Consider the following 15,204-nt stretch of genomic DNA (forward strand, 5'->3'; position numbering starts at 1 on the left):
CAGCATGGCCGGTCCGCATTTCGACATCAGCGCCGCCGTCGTCCGGCAACTCGGCGACGAGTTGGTCTCCGACGAAGTAACTGCGATCGTTGAGTTGGTCAAAAACGCCTACGATGCAGACGCCGATTACGCTCATGTGGTTGTCAACACGGTCGATCCGCCCCCCGGTGCAGAGAGCAAATTTCCCGGTGCAGTTGGCTATATAACCATCGATGACGATGGCATGGGGATGGACCAAACCGATATTGAACGTGGCTGGTTAATGATATCGCTCTCAGGAAAGCGGGTTATGAAAGCCGCTGGCCTTACCACCCCGAAGGGCCGAACACCGCTAGGTGACAAGGGATTGGGGCGTCTGAGTACCCAGAAGCTGGGCCAGAATCTCGAACTCTATACCCGCAAGGATGGCCACCCCGACACTCTTCACGTCGCCTTTGCGTGGAACGCTTTCACTGACGACAAGAGCCTCAGCGAGGTTCCGGTTTCGATCGAAACGGCAGGCAAGCAGAGCCGGAAGAAGGGCACTGTGCTCGCCATCTCCGGCCTACGAAATGCGGACGTTTGGCGCGGAACCGGGGTGGAGAAGCTAATAGCTGATCTATCGCAAATCATATCACCATTTGTGGAAGCTCGCCCTTTCTTGGTGACTCTTCGGATCGACGGGCGGCCTATCGACTTGGGTCAGGTCTCTGCAAGGGTCCGCGGCGCTGCGGTCGGAAAGTTCGTTGTTGACTATGCCGACTGCCAATTGGATCTCGCCGGCAAATTTCGGCTCGTCAAACTCCGAGGCAATCAGGACATAGACTCGTTCGAGCAACTCTTAGCCCGGGATAATGGGAAAGCCTTTTTCGACTACCTGAGGGGTCGGAAATCGGCCGTGGAGTTCAAATACAGCGAAGATCCGAACTACTTCATTGAGTTCAAATACCGAGTTCCGCTGTCGGCGCTTGGCAACATCGAGACTATGCCAGGTGCAGCCGGCTCCCCCGTGATCATCGCCGACCCCGGACCATTCCACGCGGAAATCGATGAGTTTCTGCTGCGTGGTGACGAGGTGGGAGCCAAGCTCGGCGGGTTGGCTAACATTACGGAAGTCAAAGAGATCGTTCAACTTCACGCGGGCATTAAAGTGTTTCGCGATGGCTTCGCTATCAAGCCTTATGGGTTGAATGGGGAAGACTGGCTGCGGCTAAGCGCTCAGCAGACCAGCGCGACATCGTACTACGGGTTGCGACCGCAGAATGTTATCGGCTTCGTCTCAATCAGCGAAGCCGCAAACGGGAATCTTAAGGAAAAGACCGATCGAGAGGGCTTTGTCTCTAACCCGTATTCCCAAAATTTCCGGCGCCTCATGATCCATGCCGCCGAGACAATCGGTAGTTTCTACGAATGGACCAGGCGCAACTTTAACACATATAAGGCCGACCTTCCTAACCGATCGAAGCCCTTCGAAGGGAGCCGTAAGGCGATAATGGATGCCGAAGGCGTTGCGCGCCGCTTGGCGACTTACAGCCAAGCTGCGAAGTCACTTGAGGCCAGCACCACCGCTGCACAGAAAAAGATCACCACTGTCACCGCTGGAATTCAGCAGACGCCTATCTTGTCGAGTGCCGCGGAGCGACAGCTGGCCGAATTGCTTAACGAGGCGAATCAAGCACTCGAAGCGTCGCAGGCTCTATTCAACGAACTCAGCAGATATGCGGCGGAGGCTAAGGAACTCGCAGATATCGTGGCCGGTCTATCGCCGAGGCTGGACGTCTTGACCGACCAGCTTCGAGATTTCTCAGAGCTTGCAGGTCTTGGACTGCTCGCGGAAGCGCTCTCGCACGAGGTTCAAAACCAGACGGACCGCCTGATGCAAAAGGCGTCCAGCGCAGTTGCGCGGGCGCGAAAGACGGTGCCTCAGAATTTAGACCTTCTAGTGCTTGGTCAGGAAGTCACCTCTGCAGCGTCTGCGCTTCGCAGACAGATCGGCCACCTCTCACCGTCCCTACGCTATCAGCGAGACAAGATAGAGACCTTCAAAATATCGAAGCTCGTCGAAGAGATCGCCGAACACTTCAGGGATCGATGGGCGGATAAGAACATCCGAACAGAGACTCAATCGGATAGTGTCGACTTTTCAGTGAAAACCAACAGAGGGCGCTTGACACAAGTCGTCGACAATATTCTCTTGAACTCGGAATATTGGCTCAAGCAGACTCAATCACGGGATAGGGAATTTAAACCAAAACTGATCATCTCTTACGCTTCCCCTCGCTTACGAATTTGGGACAATGCGGGCGGCGTCGATCCGGCGGTTGAAGATGCGCTTTTCGAGCCCTTCATCACATTGAAGCCTAAAGAAGAAGGACGAGGGCTTGGGCTATTTATTAGTGCTCAGATATTGGAGTCGCTGGGCTGCACTATATCGCTCCTTAGTGAGCGCAATGCACACAACCGCAGATACATTTTTGAACTTGATCTGTCAGGAATCGTCGATGGCGAGTAGGCCCAAACCCCCGAAATCGGACGCCGCACAGCCGGCGGCTATTACGGAGCCTGTCGAACAGGCTGCTGCGCCCGACCTTGGCGTCAACGCGGCTGCCGTCGAACCCGACGAGACCTCTCCGGATGAAAACAGTGCAAGACTTGCTCAGCTCTTCCACCGATTGAACATCGTCAAGATAGTTTTCGTCGATGATAAGGCTGAGGTTCAGACCGACGTCGGGGCCATCGTTAAGGTCTTGGCAGGAAAGCCCACAGCCAGTGACGCACTAGCTCGGTTCTTTCCCGGTGTCGAGTTGGCGCTCGACAACGAAGCCTTGCAAGAGCAGGTTGGTGCTCGCTTGGGGGAACTCGATACCGAAGGACTAACGGCTCTTCGCGATGTGCTGGCGGCACAGACTGAGGATTCAGCCGAGCGCGAAGCACTGGGACGTCTACAAACCTTGCTTCCCGAAACCACAATGGCGCATTTGCTAACGCCTCACGCTTGGCATGACCGACGAGCCGAACTGATCGCCGAGTGCTCTGAGGACCGTCGGACGCTGTTTCTCTTCGATCAGGAACTGGAAGTTGATGACGCGAATCTTGGCTTCGCTAAGGGCTCCGACATTATCAGGGACATGGCCGAGAAGGAGAAGGCAGGTTTTGGTACACGGTGGTTTTGCGGGATGCTCACCCACACGGTCGACAAGGGCGACGAAGTGGCCTCATGGCGACGATTGGAAAAGGAGGAGAAGATTGATCTCCGTTTCTTCATGCCAATCGCCAAGGCCAACCTTGACGATGCGCCGGCATTCTACGCGGCTGTCTACCGAACCCTCATAAATACCTACTGCGAGACAATGAAGGGCTTGGCATCCTCGGCCTTCGGGGCGGCGCTTAAAGACGCGCTTGAACGCTTTTCCGACCTAGACCCCATCGACTTCGAGCATATGATAGTCAAATCCTCGGAGGTCGAAGGTGTCTCAGAGTTGGATACCCTCATACGGCTCTACGGGATTATTCAGAAAGATCAGGTCAAGGCTCACATCCTTCAACACGCCGCTGTAGGCGATTTTTCGCTAGCCGCTCGCACGGTTAAGGAAATCGCCGACATTGGTAGAGAACTTTCGGCGACCGCCCAAGAGCGTCTCCACAAGCTGCGTTGGGAAGAACTCTACGAGAGCGAACAACTGATCAACGGGTACAATGACCCTCTTCGCAACGGTGACATCTTTGAGGTTGGCGAAGGTGAAGGCCTAAAACTCTGGGTACTCATCGCCCAGCCATGTGATCTCATGGTTCGCAGTAACGGGGAACGTGTTCGCGAAGACAATTTCAAAGTGGCTGTTTTGGCGCCCCTTCGGAGACGGCCTTTGGGCGAGACAGCCCCAAAGGACGGTTTGAGTTTTTCGTTGGATCACTACGATCATGATGGTGCACAATCGGCCGTGGTCCAGTTGGCTGACGCCACGCCCGCCAATTTACATGTTCTCGACCTCGCTGTTCTAAATAAAGATGGTCGCTGCCAATTGGGTGCCGCATCAGATCCAGCCCTTAGCCTTCCCAGCAAGGCCTGGGAAAATCGAGATGGGAAGCTGAGGAGCCATTTTTCCAAGGTGACCAAGCAGATTGAGGATGCTCGTACTGCTCACAAAGATGCAGTCGCAACGTTGTTGGCGGCGGCCGTCATCCCACGGGGGTCGCCCAAGAAGGCATTTGCTAAATACGGATCCTACGACAGTGGCGGCTTCGCATATCCCATCCGAAGGTGTGGTCGTATTCGCGATCCTCTCGCGGCGTCACTGCTCACAGCGTACAGCCGCTTCCTAGCAAGGGATGCTTATGAGCACGATTACTCGAGGGCCTGAATAGTCAAAAATTGAGGGTTATTCCCTTTATTCTGTTGCGAACACGGATTGGCGCCTCCGCCATCGCAACGATGGCGTGCATACAATGGGCGCCGACATTGAGGCGTCCACGCGCCGCTGAACGCGCCGAGAGAAATGCAACCGCTTCGAGCGTGTCAGTACTGCCTCCCTCCACACCCCTCTCATTAACCATTCGTTAACCATTCCCTCGCTAGCGTTTACCTCTCAGTAAGGATTCGCCAGCCGTGACCTTTGCCGCCCCCCTCGAGGCCAAATCCATCCGCTTTCGCGCCCGCTCTTTCGTCGCTTTCACATTGACTCCGGAAGATCCTTTGGCGGCCTGGTTGGAGGGGTTGGACCACTGGATCGGCAACTCGCCGGGCTATTTTTCCGGGCGGCCGGTGGTGCTTGATCTCAACACCTTGAAGCCCGATGTCGCCGCGATCGAATCGCTGGTCGGCGTGCTTGGCCATCGCGGCATCCGCATCTACGCCATCGAGCTCGACGGCCACACCGCACTCGAGCCCAACCTGCCGCCGGTGCTGGTCGGCGCCAAGGAGGCGACGACGGATGGGTTGCTGCCCGGCAGCAAGGTGCGAGAGAATGTTTCCGGCACATCAGAGGGCAAGGCCGAGGGCAGGGCGCCTGAAGTCGGCCCGGACAAGGGCGGCAAGGTTGACGCAAGCAAGGCGGGCGATAGCGAGCCGCAGGTTGCGCAGGAGGCTTCGGGCACGCTGATGATCAAGGCGCCGATCCGCTCGGGCCAGGCGATCGTGCATCCGCATGGCGATGTCATCGTGCTCGGCTCGGTCGCGTCCGGCTCGGAGATCATCGCGGCGGGCTCGATCCATGTCTATGGCACGCTGCGCGGGCGCGCTTCGGCGGGTGCGCTGGGCAACAGAGGCGCGCGCATCTTCTGCCGCAAGAACGAGGCTGAACTGCTGGCGGTCGATGGCTGGTACGTCACCGCCGAGGAGATGGAAGGCGTTTCGCGCGGCAAGCCGGTGCAGGCGTTTCTCGACGGCGACGCGCTGCGGGTTTCGACGCTGAGCTGAACATTCGTTGCGGCCGGCAATGGCCGCGACCAACACAACAAACCAACAACAACGGAGGCTTTTCATGGGCAAGGTAGTGGTGGTCACCTCGGGCAAGGGGGGCGTCGGCAAGACGACCTCGACGGCGGCCCTGGGGGCCGCGGTCGCCAAGACCGGCAAGAAGGTGGCGCTTGTCGATTTCGACGTCGGCCTGCGCAACCTCGACCTGATCATGGGCGCCGAGCGGCGCGTGGTGTTCGACCTCGTCAACGTCATCCAGGGCCAGGCCAAGCTGTCGCAGGCGCTGATCCGCGACAAGCGCGTCGAGACGCTGTTCCTGCTGCCGGCCTCGCAGACGCGCGACAAGGATGCGCTGACCGAGGACGGCGTCGGCGAAGTCATCGACAAGCTGCGCTCGGTGTTCGACTACGTGTTCTGCGACAGCCCGGCCGGCATCGAGCGCGGCGCGCAGCTCGCCATGCGCTTTGCCGACGAGGCGGTCATCGTCACCAATCCGGAAGTGTCGTCGGTGCGCGATTCCGACCGCATCATCGGCCTGCTCGATGCCCGCACTTTGCGTGCCGAGCAGGGCGAGCAGATCGCCAAGCATGTGCTGGTGACGCGCTACGATGCCGCCCGCGCGTCGCGCGGCGAGATGCTGTCCATCGACGACGTGCTGGAAATCCTGTCGGTGCCGCTGCTCGGCATCATTCCGGAAAGCCAGGACGTGCTGAGGGCGTCCAACCTCGGTTCGCCGGTGACGCTGTCGGAGCCGCTCAATTCTGCGGCACGCGCCTATATCGACGCCGCCAGGCGGCTGGAGGGCGAGGAATTGCCTGTTATCGTGCCCTTCGAGCGCAAGGGCTTTCTCGATCGTCTTTTGGGAAGGAGGGCGGCATGAACCTGCTCGACATCTTCAAGCGGCGCTCCAGCGCGCCGGTGGCGCGCGAGCGGCTGCAAGTGCTGCTCGCCTATGAGCGCCGCAACCGCAGCCAGCCCGACCTCGTCTCCATCCTGCGCGAGGAGATCATGGCCGTCATCGCCAAGCATGTGCAGATCGACCAGGATTATCTGCAGGTCTCGATGGATCGCGGCGAGACCATGTCGACGCTGGAAATCGACATCCAGATCCCCAACAAGAGCGCCGTGCCGATGGCCATGGCGGGGTGACTTTTTACCCTCCCCCTTGTGGGGAGGGTCGCTGCGAAGCAGCGGGGTGGGGGTCGGCGCGGCGCTGCAAGACCTGGGTTCCTCGCCCCATGAAATGGGGAGAGGTGCCTCGCGTAGCGAGGCGGAGAGGGGGCAGCGCGACGCTGGTGGGTTCCCACTGAATTCATTGAGGCCGAGCCATTCCCCCGCTCCGTCTCGGCTTCGCCGAGCCACCTCTCCCCCGCTTTGCGGGGGTGAGGAACCCAGGTCCTGCAAGGCCAGCGCCAGCACCCCCACCCGGACCTGCGGTCTCGTCTGCCGGGTCCCCGCTGCTGCGCAGCGTCCCGGCGTTCGCCGCCTTTCATCGTGCCACCGGCACGATGAATTCGCTTCGCGAACCGGCAGCTCACCCCCACAAGGGGGAGGTAGGGCGCCCAGTTTTTGGCGCAGTTCCATTCCGCATCTCCAGAAGAGCGCTATCCGCTGGCGGGTAGGGCGCGTCTTCACCCTCCCCCTTGTGGGGGTCCGAAGGACGGGCGAGACCCGTGGCTCGCCCCGGCAAGTCGATCCGCAAAGCGGATCGGGGTGGGGTCGGCGCGGCGCTGCAAGATTTGGGTTCCTCGCCCCATGAAATGGGGAGAGGTGCCTCGCGTAGCGAGGCGGAGAGGGGGCAGCGCGACGCTGGTGGGTACCCTCATTCATTGAGGCCGAGCCATTCCCCCGCTTTGCGGGGGCGAGGAACCCAGGTTCTGCAAGGCCAGCGCCAGTACCCCCACCCGGACCTGCGGTCTCGTCTGCCGGGTCCCCGCTGCTGCGCAGCGTCCCGGCGTTCGCCGCCTTTCATCGTGCCACCGGCACGATGAATTCGCTTCGCGAACCGGCAGCTCACCCCCACAAGGGGGAGGTAGGGCGCCCATTTTTTGCGCATCTCCATGAGAGCGCTATCCGCCGGCGGGCAGGGCGCGTCTTCACCCTCCCCCTTGTGGGGGTCCGAAGGACGGGCGAGACCCGTGGCTCGCCCCGGCAAGTCGCTGCGAAGCAGCGGGGTGGGGGTCAGCGCGGCGCTGCAAGATTTGGGTTCCTCGCCCCATGAAATTTTGGGTTCCTCGCCCCATGAAATGGGGAGAGGTGGCCGCGAAGCGGTCGGAGAGGGGGCAGCGCGACGCTGGCGGGTACCCACTGAATTCATTGAGGCCGAGCCATTCCCCCGCTCCGTCTCGGGCTTCGCCCGAGCCACCTCTCCCCCGCTTTGCGGGGGCGAGGAACCAGGCCGCGGCATCGGTTACCTCGCGCCGTCCAACCCCCAAATGTCCCAAACTTACCTTCCCGCCAACGGGGGCTTCCCCTGCGCCATCAGCGGATGTAAGGATATATTAGCAATTTGTTAAGTTCCTTGTGAGGTATGCGTAAGGGGAGTTCGGCCATGAACTTCAGAGGCCTGATCAAGCGTGCTGAAGACGTAGATAAAGCAATTCAGGACCTGCAGACCGATTTGGCGGACGCGCTGGATGCAAGTCTAGACGCCGAAGAGCTGGTGCCGCCCGAGAGCGACGATGTCCCGGAATTCGCGGCGGGACCTCATGACGAGCCAGCCGATGCGGCAGATGGCGATAGTGCTGAGAACGCGGACAGTGCGGGCGATACGGACAGCTCCGAAGCCGCGCCACGCCTGACCGCCCATACCCAGACCCGACTGGCTGCATTGAGCGCCTTTGAGGGGCTCTTCCATGACGCCAGGGATTATCTGGATGAGATCAACGACAAGCTGTCGGAGATCGGCACCTCGCACCATCTGACGCGCGAATTCCTCAACATCCTGCACAACGACATCCTTCGCGCCAACGAGCTGGAGGTTGCAAATGCCGGCCTGGCCGCCGAACAAAGGACGCTGTCGGAAAAGCTGCACGACGCGGTGAAAAAGCTGCGCGAGCGTGATGGCGCTTTCGAAGCGATGCAACAGCGCGAGACAAGCCTGGTTCAGGACAGGGATGCGCTTCGTGCGGCACTTGCCGCGACAAGGCTGGAACTTGTCGAGACAGCCAATGCGAGCGCAAAACGCGAGGCGGAGTTCGGCGACATCGCCAAGCGGCTGACCGCCAGGACGGTCGAGGCCAACAGGCGCTTGCGCGAGAGCAAGATGCTGCGGGAAAAGCATGTCAGCCTGTCGATCGAGCTCGACAAGGCGCTGAAGCGGGAATCGCAGGCGCGCCACAGGCTCGACGAGCTCTCGACGATCCATGCCAGCGAAGCAGCGCGGCTCGCGGAGCTGCTGGCCGCGCTCGGCAAGAGCGAGAAGGAGGAGATGCGGCTCCAGAAGGCGCTCGAGGCCGCACAGGCGAAGCTGTCGGAAACAACCGAAGCGGCCCGTATGATGGAAGGCGACAAGGAAGCCGAGCTGGCGCGCGGCCAGGCGGAAATGCGTGGGTTGGGCTCGGAGATCCAGACCCTGCAATCGCGACTGGAGCAAACGTCGACCGAGAACAGCGAAGCCACCGGCGAGATCGCCAGGCTCAAGAGTGAATTGAACGATGCCCTGGCCGAAAAGAAAATCGCCGATGAAAGATTGTCCGCGCTCGCCCAGGAGAACGACAACGACAAGATGAGCCTTTCGAAGGTGAACGCCAATCTTTCACAGCTTACGCTGCAACAGGCATCCGAACAGATACAGTTCGACGTGCAGAGGCAGGAGTGCGAGGACCTCAAAGCCGAAATCGCGTCACTCAATGCCCGGATCAAGGAATTGCTGCCCTACGAGCGGCTCCACAAGGCCACCAGCGGTAGACCGCGCGAAGACGGCGTGGTCGAGATGGCCGGGGTGATGACGAAGAAAGCACGGACAACGGGCAGGCGGCGCATCCGCAGGAATGTCAGCGCCGCTTCGTAGCTCGCGTTGTCATTCCAGCGTGTCCGCGACGTCGCTTCGCATACGCTTCGCCAGTTGGCACGGAGTGGCCATGACGACAGCGCCACGATGGGAGGCCGGCACCTCACCCGGAGAGTAAACCCAATGGGGCGCCGGCCAGGCGGATCGACAGGTCCGCCGCACAGGCAAGGTAGCGTGCCTCAGCTCCGCACGGCATTGGTGCGATCACGGAGGGTGCCAGCGGCAATCCCCTGGGCTTCTGATTCGAACCCTTGCGGCGACCCGCCAGCCGGCAGGCCACGAACGCCCGCGGGAAGCGATCACGTGCCGATCTGATCTGGACCCTTGTCAGTCGAGCGGTTCGTGCTGGTAAAGCTCGTCCATGCTGAGCGATGCCAGGGCACCGAATGGAGCCTGCTTTTTCACCCGGCCGCCGCTCAGGATCACAACGTCGTCGCAGAACGAGATGGTGCTGTGATGGTGGCTGATGACGATGGTCGTGCGCCGGCCGGCTCTCGACTTCAGAGTCTCGACAATGGCCGCTTCCGACAGCCCGTCCACCGCATTGGTGGCCTCGTCCAGGATCAGGAGGTCGGGATCGCGCACCAGGGCTCTGGCCAAGGCGATCCGCTGCCTCTGTCCCGCCGACAAATTGACACCCCTGTAGCCAACCAGCGTCTCATAACCCTGAGGCAGCCGCTCGATGAACTCATGCGCTTCGGCTAGTCTTGCGGCGCTCTCGGCGTCGCCGACTGTCGCCGCGTCCTGCCCGTAGGTTATGTTTTCAAAAATGCTGCCATCGACCAGTTCCAGCTCCTGGCTGGCCAGGGCGATGTGCCGTCGCCACTGGCTGGCGTCGATCCCGTCGAGCGGTGATCCATCGACGAGAATCCTGCCGGTGTCTGGTTCCACGAAGCGGCACAGAAGATTGACGATCGTCGTCTTGCCGGCGCCCGAGCGGCCGATCAGCGCCGTCGAGCGGCCGCCTCGGATTTCGAACGTCGCCGAATGCAGCACCACTTCACGCTGATCCGTTCCGGAATAGGTGAACGTCACATCGTCGAACTCGATGCCCTGGTGCAGACCGTGGAACGGCCCGTCGCCTTGTGGCGGTTGAGGCTTACCAATGGGATCCAGCATCCAGGTCACCTCTTCAAGCGATCCGCTCAGGCCTTGCAACTGGCTCCAAGATCCTTGCAGGGCACGCATATGCGGCTGCAGCCTGTAGAGCAGAATGACGAACGCGATGATCAGCGGGAAACTCACCTGCGCCAGCCACGCGCCGATCACCACCGCCAGGAACAGCATGGCGTGCAGGACCTCCGTCAGCGGCGGCAGCGCTCCCTGGCGGACAAGCAGGACGAAGGAGGCGCGGCGAACCGCATCGGACGCCGTATCGAATATCGCCTTCTCCCGGTTCTCCTGTCCGAAGATGCGGATCAGGCGTCCGGCATGCACCAGATGGAGCATCTGCGAGGCGAGGTGGCCGTTGCGCGAAGCGACGCTGCGGCTGGGCTCTTTGAGATTGGCCGAGAGGATGGCGTGCGCAATCTGGACGAGCGCCAGTCCGAGCGTGACCAGCAGCGTCATGCGCCAGGAAAGCAGCAGCAGGAAGACCAGCAGGATGATGGCGGCCGATGCGCTGACGATGGCCGACAGCATGATCTGGATCGCGTCCGATGCCCGCCAGGATTCGTTGGAGATGATGTTGAGCAGCCGCCCCGGACTCTGCCGCAGGAAGAACGGGTAGCCGACCCGCAAGAGCCGCTCCGACAAGGCGCTGCGGATCGAATGACTTGCCTTGCCGGAGATGAAGGTCGTCAGCAGCGTGTTGGCGAAGGCGAAGACGTTCTTCAGGATGATCGAGCCGAGGATGGCGATCGAAATGACGACAAGCCGGTCGCGCTCGCTCAGGCTCGATCCGACATGCTGGAGGACAGCGGAAAAGCCGGCCATTCCCGCTGCGTCGCCGTGTCCCATGATAATGCCCAGCAATGGGATGATCAGGCCGATGCCGAACCCTTCGAGGACGGCGCTGACCAGGCCGAGAACCACTACGGCCGGAAGCAGGCGCAGTTGCTGCTTTCCGAACGCCCGAAACAACATCGGCAGGCTTGGCGGTAGCAATGGCATTACAGCGGTTCACCTCGCTTGGGCATTGGCCTGTTGATCTTGCCGCACCGGCGCATCATGCGGCCGTCTCGCCAGCAGGAGAACCGCGAATCTGGCCGCGCCGAGCAAATTCATGCCGACGATCGGCCAGTGCGACAGGTCGAGTTCACGATCGAACGCAGGTCCGCCCGCCAATTCCCGCAAAGCCCCTCTTGCGGCCCAGTAGAAATGGCGAAGCAGCCAAGGCGCATGGCGAATATGTTTCAGGCAGAGCCCGCCATTGCCCAGGCTGTAGTCGCGGTGGAGTTTTTCGATGTCTTTGCGATCCCGCCTGCCGTGATGATGGTATATCGTCATGTCCGGAACATACTCGACCGGGATACCAAGCAGCATCGCCCGCACGAGGTAATCGGTATCCTCGGCCGACCGCAATGGTCCGCCGGCGCCGAAGCGTTCGTCGAAATAGCCGATGCGGGCCGCGACATCGCGGTGCATCGTCATGTTGCAGCCCAGCACAAAACCGCCGGGATGAACATCCGGCGTCAGCCGCTCGCGCACCCGCGAACGCTTGATGGTGAACGGCAAATCCCTGGGATCGCCAAGCTCCACACGGCCTCCCCGGATGAGCCATCGTTCCCCGGACGCATAGTGTTTCTCCAGATCGCGCAAATAGTCGCAATGGACCGCGCAGTCATCGTCGACGAAGACCAGCACACGGCCCCGCGCGCGCCTCAGCCCGGCGTTGCGGGCAGCCGCCAATCCGGGGCGCGGCTCGCAAACGGGCGTGAACGGAATGTCCGATATGTCCGCAATGCTGGCCAGGCATTCGGCCGTACGGTCGCTCGAACCGTTGTCGACGACCACGAGTTCCGCCGCGAAGCCGGCATGTGCGCGGCACGCGGCTTGCACCGACTTGATGCAGGCCTCGAGCACGGCGACGCGGTTGCGCGTGCAGATGATGAAGCTGACTTCCGGCGCCGATCGTTCCGGGCAGGGACCAGCCGAGGCAGGGCCAAGCGCCGTCGAACGATCGCGCTGCAGAGGTTGGTTGGCTTTGACGATCATACCTCAGCCCGCCTGATAAGGTGCCAGAACCGCCGCAGCGGGCGCGGATTTGAAGAAGTATGCCATGGCGTCCGCTTGCCTGCTGGCCGACAGCGAGGCGAGGCTGAGCCAGGGCGCCCAGGCGCCGGGCCGCAGCGCATATTGCTCGCGGCGCCGGATGACGTTCCACTTCGCGGTCCGCGTCAGCAATTCATGCGTCAGCGGGGGCTGCTTTTCATCGGCAACGAGTTGATAGAGGAAATAGAACAGGTTCAGCGCGCCGGCCTCGAAGCTCGGCCGCGTCGCGGCCGGCAATGAGCAAATCTCCTCCTCCAGCGCGACGATGAAGTTGGCCGCACGGGTAACCGTGTCGTGGCTGACCGCGTCGCCAATGTCGCGCAGGTCCCGTGTCGCCTGCGCCAGGCCCTCGCGCTCGAGGTTCTCGGCAACGATCCGCAAATGCGTCCTGCGCATCTCCTTGACGTGCCGGCTGGTCACGCTTGCCTCATGGACGCGGTAGACGACCAGGTTTTCGGGCATCATGGCTGCCGGGTAACGGCCGGCCAGCCGCCTGAAAAGATCGAAATCCTCGGCGTGCTTGTAGGTCTGGTCGTAGTGGAGAACGCTGTCGTCGATGACCTTCCTGTTGTAGACGACCGTCGGGTGCATGAAGATCGTGAAGAACATCGCCAAAATAGGGATGCGGCCGAACTGGAACACCGGATCGGGCTTGCCCCTGGCGATGCGGCCGCGGATCAACATATCGACGCCGGCGCCGCAGAAGCCGAGCTCGGGCCGCCGCTCAAACAGCGCCACCTGGCGCGACAAGCGCCAGGGATAGGCGACGTCGTCGGCGTCCATCCGCGCGACAAACTCGCCCCGGGCGACCGCCAGCCCTTCGTTGAGCGTCGCGACAAGGCCACGGTTTTCGCGCGAGATGATCGAGATGCGGCTGTCGGCCTCCCGGCAGCGCTCGAGGATCTCGAGCGAATTGTCGGTCGACCCGTCATCGATCGCGATGATCTCCAGGCGGCCATAATCCTGCCGCAGGATGCTTCCCAGTGCGGCAGCGAGATAGGGACCGGCATTGTAGACCGGCAGCAGGACGGAGACGAGCGGCGCGGCGGTCACCGTCTTGCGTCCGTTCGCTGGAGGTCGAGCGACGGCGTGCGGCCATCGGGCGATCCGCTTGGCACCCTCGCGAGCCAGCCGGCATGGCCGGCCTGCGCGGCACGGGCGCGCACGACATAGGGGAAGTGGCGCTTGAGGCCGTTGAGCGGCCTTTCGAAAACCACCCAGGAAATCGAGGCCACGACAATCGTGGCGGCGCCCGCAACCAGGAACCGCCCCGGCCCTTGCTCCGAGACGTTGAGCGGAATCCAAGGCTGCGACTTGACGGCGAGCGACAGCAATATCGGATGATAGAGATAAACGCCGTAGCTGATGCGGCCGAGACCAAGCAGCGGCGGCAGGTCAAGAAGCTTGCCGATTGTGCCGCCAAGGCCGCTCGAACAGACGGCCACGATGGCCATCAGCGGCACCAGGGGCAGGACTTGCCGCAGCAGCCAATGGACCCATTCCAACATCGGATCGGCAGGCGCTGGGACAAACCACTCGATCATCAGGAATGCGGCCGCGAAGGCAGGCCAGCCCAGCCGCATCCATTGCGGCACGGCCGCACCCCTGGACCGCCAGCAGGCAAGCAGCGCGCCCGACGCCAGCGCATCCATGGACGCCGGCGGCAGCAGGTCGCGCGCCAGCGCCGGGTTGGCGGTGACCGGCCAATAGAAGCGATAGGCCAGCGACAGCGCGATGACGCCGATGCAGATTTGTTCGAAGCGCCGGCGTGGGGCCAGCAGGACGACCAGCGGCCAGGCAAGATAGAACTGCTCCTCGATGCTCAGGCTCCAGAAATGGCACAACACCCAAGGGTTCCAGTCATTGCGCAGCGCATACCAGAAATTCGACAGATAGAGAGCATGCCAGACCAGCGATCCCCTGGACTGCTCCAGGTCGACCAGCCAGACGAAACCCAGGACGGCAAAATAGGGTGGGAATATCCGCAGCGCCCGCCTGATGTAGAAGGATCGCAGCGCGGGGCCGGTTTCAAATTCGGTGGTCGAACGCGCTTCCAGGAGCAGGCGCGTGATCAGGAAGCCGCTCAGCACGAAGAACAGTCGCACGCCGATATGGCCCCAGAATGAAGATCCTCCCGCCGCGAAGAAATGCGAGTACATCACCATCGTCACGGCGATGGCCCTCAGTGCATCCAGTTGGATGTCGCGGGCGTTTCCCATCAGCGGCTTCCGTCGGCGTGATGTCCGCGACCAAGCCGCCAGCCAGCCGTTTCGAGCGGCAGGCCAAGGTGGACGAGATCCGCCAGGGCGCCGGCATCGTCAAACCCGCGCTTTGCGCGTCCAATCGAGGCGAGACCGGTCGAGCCGGACCCGAAATCGACGGACGGACAGCTCAAGCTGATCAACCTGGGGGAATCCTCCACGGCGTATGTCCAGTCGCAAACGAGTCCCCCAGGAGATCGTTCTGCTACGGCATTGTGCAGCGCAACACAAAAAATCTACCCGGCTGAAATACTTATGTGAGCGGACGCTAAAAATTGACAAAATCGGCCGGTTTCCGCCATTTCTGGCGATTTTCCCAAAATTTA

The 15,204-nt window shown here is 61.5% G+C and carries 11 protein-coding genes; 6 read left to right on the plus strand and 5 right to left on the minus strand.

Annotated features, from left to right (window positions below):
• Positions 1–4: 4 nt before the first annotated feature.
• The 6 genes from ACSQ3L_RS14185 (at position 5) to ACSQ3L_RS14210 (ending at position 9,404) form a co-directional block, all read left to right on the plus strand.
• Positions 5–2,491, plus strand: a complete 2,487-nt coding sequence (locus tag ACSQ3L_RS14185; RefSeq protein WP_436160516.1) for a sensor histidine kinase — start codon at positions 5–7, stop codon at positions 2,489–2,491.
• Entirely contained in the window at positions 2,481–4,337 is a 1,857-nt protein-coding gene (locus tag ACSQ3L_RS14190; protein ID WP_436160517.1) for a hypothetical protein, read from the plus strand. Before ACSQ3L_RS14185 ends, ACSQ3L_RS14190 begins: the two co-directional genes overlap by 11 nt.
• Before the next feature lie 245 nt (positions 4,338–4,582).
• Positions 4,583–5,392 carry a septum site-determining protein MinC gene (gene minC, locus ACSQ3L_RS14195; RefSeq protein WP_436160518.1) on the plus strand — a complete coding sequence of 270 codons (810 nt, stop codon included), beginning with the start codon at positions 4,583–4,585 and terminating at the stop codon, positions 5,390–5,392.
• A gap of 64 nt (positions 5,393–5,456) precedes the next feature.
• Positions 5,457–6,272: a septum site-determining protein MinD gene (gene minD, locus ACSQ3L_RS14200; RefSeq protein WP_436160519.1), complete on the plus strand. Its 816-nt coding sequence runs from the start codon at positions 5,457–5,459 to the stop codon at positions 6,270–6,272.
• The gene (gene minE / locus ACSQ3L_RS14205) at positions 6,269–6,541 is read left to right on the plus strand and encodes a cell division topological specificity factor MinE (protein ID WP_023813379.1); all 273 of its coding nucleotides are present in this window, start codon (positions 6,269–6,271) and stop codon (positions 6,539–6,541) included. The genes minD and minE overlap by 4 nt, the downstream gene beginning before the upstream one ends.
• A 1,402-nt stretch (positions 6,542–7,943) precedes the next feature.
• Complete coding sequence (locus tag ACSQ3L_RS14210) at positions 7,944–9,404, plus strand: hypothetical protein (protein ID WP_436160520.1); 1,461 nt, start codon at positions 7,944–7,946, stop codon at positions 9,402–9,404.
• Positions 9,405–9,731: 327 nt separating this feature from the next.
• On the opposite strand, the gene ACSQ3L_RS14215 is transcribed toward ACSQ3L_RS14210, so the two are convergent.
• Genes ACSQ3L_RS14215 through ACSQ3L_RS14235 form a run of 5 tightly spaced genes read right to left on the minus strand, consistent with a single transcriptional unit; the run spans position 9,732 to position 15,021 of the window.
• Complete coding sequence (locus ACSQ3L_RS14215; protein WP_436160521.1) at positions 9,732–11,516, minus strand: ABC transporter ATP-binding protein; 1,785 nt, start codon at positions 11,514–11,516, stop codon at positions 9,732–9,734.
• Between the two features lie 9 nt (positions 11,517–11,525).
• On the minus strand, positions 11,526–12,560 hold the full coding sequence (locus tag ACSQ3L_RS14220) for a glycosyltransferase family 2 protein (protein ID WP_436160522.1): 1,035 nt from the start codon (positions 12,558–12,560) through the stop codon (positions 11,526–11,528).
• Between the two features lie 3 nt (positions 12,561–12,563).
• Complete coding sequence (locus tag ACSQ3L_RS14225) at positions 12,564–13,670, minus strand: glycosyltransferase family 2 protein (protein ID WP_436160523.1); 1,107 nt, start codon at positions 13,668–13,670, stop codon at positions 12,564–12,566.
• Positions 13,667–14,836 (minus strand): acyltransferase family protein, encoded by a 1,170-nt coding sequence (locus tag ACSQ3L_RS14230; RefSeq protein ID WP_436160524.1) that lies wholly within the window; start codon positions 14,834–14,836, stop codon positions 13,667–13,669. Before ACSQ3L_RS14230 ends, ACSQ3L_RS14225 begins: the two co-directional genes overlap by 4 nt.
• Entirely contained in the window at positions 14,836–15,021 is a 186-nt protein-coding gene (locus ACSQ3L_RS14235; RefSeq protein ID WP_436160525.1) for a hypothetical protein, read from the minus strand. Before ACSQ3L_RS14235 ends, ACSQ3L_RS14230 begins: the two co-directional genes overlap by 1 nt.
• Between the last annotated feature and the right edge of the window lie 183 nt (positions 15,022–15,204).

This window comes from Mesorhizobium sp. LjRoot246 (assembly GCF_964254115.1).
Lineage (GTDB): Bacteria > Pseudomonadota > Alphaproteobacteria > Rhizobiales > Rhizobiaceae > Mesorhizobium.